Annotated in this window: 2 protein-coding genes; both read right to left on the bottom strand. The window is 49.9% G+C overall.

Features of this window, described 5'->3' with window-relative positions:
• Positions 1-55: 55 nt before the first annotated feature.
• Positions 56-1024: a TAXI family TRAP transporter solute-binding subunit gene (locus tag KDK14_RS18935; RefSeq protein WP_257266768.1), complete on the bottom strand. Its 969-nt coding sequence runs from the start codon at positions 1022-1024 to the stop codon at positions 56-58.
• A 349-nt stretch (positions 1025-1373) separates the two neighbouring features.
• Entirely contained in the window at positions 1374-1862 is a 489-nt protein-coding gene (locus KDK14_RS18940) for a YchJ family protein (protein WP_257266769.1), read from the bottom strand.
• Positions 1863-2023 lie beyond the last annotated feature (161 nt).

The following is a 2023-nucleotide window of genomic DNA, read 5'->3' on the forward strand; positions in this document are numbered from 1 at the left end:
TCTATCAACCTATATCAATGTCCCTGTTTACGGGGCTTTTAAGCTTAAGTCAGTGTCAGAGCAGTCCAGCTTCCTGATAGTACCGCCTGGCGCCTTGATGGAGCGGGATGCTAAGGCCATCAGACACCATCTCTTCTTTCTTCAGGGTGCTGAAGGCCTGGTGCAGTTTTTTGAAAGTGGACAGATCTTCAAATACGGCTTTGGTTACCCGGTAAACCGCTTCTTCACTGGCCGCGATGGAGGAGACGAAGGTTGCTGCCACACCGAAGGTCTGAACGTCCCGTTCGTTGCCCTGGTACATGCCACCGGGGATGGTCGCAGTGCGGTAGTATGGGTTATCTTTGATCAGCTTATTCACTTTGTCACCGGCAACGGTTACCAGTACGGTGTCGCAGGAAGTGGTTGCTTCCTTGAACGATCCGGATGGATGGCCAACGGTATAGACAAAGGCGTCTATCTTGTTATCACACAGTGCCTTGGCATGCTCGGCGGCTTTCAACTCAGAAACCAGGGAGAAGCTGTCGTGTGTCCAGCCGTACAGTTTCATCAGCTGTTCCATGGTACCACGCTGACCGGAGCCCGGATTGCCGATGTTGACGCGTTTCCCTTTCAGGTCTTCAAACTTGCTGATGCCGGCATCTTTTCTGGCCAGAATGGTAAAGGCTTCCGGGTGCACCGAGAAAATCGCCCGCAGATCTTTGTTGGCCCCTTGCTGTTCAAAGGCACTGGTACCCCGGTAGGCGTGGAACTGCCAGTCCGACTGGACAATACCCATATCGAGTTCACCGGCACGGATGGTGTTCAGGTTATAAATAGAACCACCGGTACTTTCTACTGAGCAACGGATGCCATGCGATTTGCGTTCTTTATTCACCAGACGGCATATAGCACCACCGGTGGGGTAGTAAACGCCGGTAACGCCACCGGTCCCGATGGTGACAAACTGCTGGCTGGTAGCGGCACTGGCGGTGACAGCGAATCCGGCCCCCAGAATGGCAAGTCCCAGTTTCTTGAAAATGGTCATTGTCAGTCCTCTTGATTTGAGTTTTTATTGCCATGGACCAGGCAGGGACATCAAACCCGGTAGCCCATCAGGGCTGGAGACAGTTTTGATGACCTTTGTACCTTATTGCCCGTTCATGGCTGTTATGTCCGGGCAGCATGTTGCCCGTTCCCCTGTTTGCTTGACGTTGAAGAAAAGTCCGGGGATTTGCCTGTGAGGCTGCTAATTTTGTACTTGGCAACCTGTTAAAGGTAACTGAAAGTACCATATTTTCAGGTTGATTTCTTTGATTCCGGTCTATTGATTTTCGGTAACTACCTATGGTAGTTGGTAAATTTCCTATGGTAGAAAGTAAATGTCGTCAGTTTGATTATGCGCAGCACTTTTTATACTTCTTGCCACTGCCGCATGGGCAGGGATCATTTCTGCCAACTGTCTCTGGTTTGATCAGCGCCATTGCAGGGTAGACAAAATACCAACGGCCCTTCTGTTTGGTAAATGAAGAGCGTTCATGATGGACTTTTTCAGGACTTAAGGCTGACTCTTTGAACCAGGCCTTGAATTCAACCATGCCGGATTGATCCGCTGCCTTTCCTGCCTCCGTATCAACAACCTCCAGCCTTTGCCACAGGGTACCGGTTGATTGCTGGTAAATTTTTTGCTGTTTTATGGTTTCCTGCTGCCCGGGGTGGGTTGTTGCAACCAGATAGGGAATATTGCCCAGTGTGTATGCGGTATAACGAGAGCGCATTAGTGTTTCGGCAGTTGGGGCTGCTGACTCCCCCTGAATATAAGGCTGACAGCATTGGGTGAATGTGCTTCCGGAGCCACAGGGGCAATTTGCGGGGTAAATAGACATGGTAATGACCTGAAAAACGGTAAAACAAAATGATAAGTTGAGACATCAGAGGCTACTGATGTTTCGTTACTGAATTTACCAGGAAGCTGTCCGAGAATAGCGCCCATAGCGAGGATTGCGAGAAATTGAGGCTAAAAATTGCTGATTCTGAGGAGAATAGC

Origin of the sequence: Endozoicomonas sp. ONNA2 (genome assembly GCF_024606365.1) — a bacterium.
Lineage (GTDB): Bacteria > Pseudomonadota > Gammaproteobacteria > Pseudomonadales > Endozoicomonadaceae > Endozoicomonas.

Bases quoted from the DNA above. Each gene is read 5' to 3' on its own strand.
- KDK14_RS18940 (WP_257266769.1), bottom strand. From the start codon at position 1,862: ATGTCTATTTACCCCGCAAATTGCCCCTGTGGCTCCGGAAGCACATTC.
- KDK14_RS18935 (WP_257266768.1), bottom strand. From the start codon at position 1,024: ATGACCATTTTCAAGAAACTGGGACTTGCCATTCTGGGGGCCGGATTC.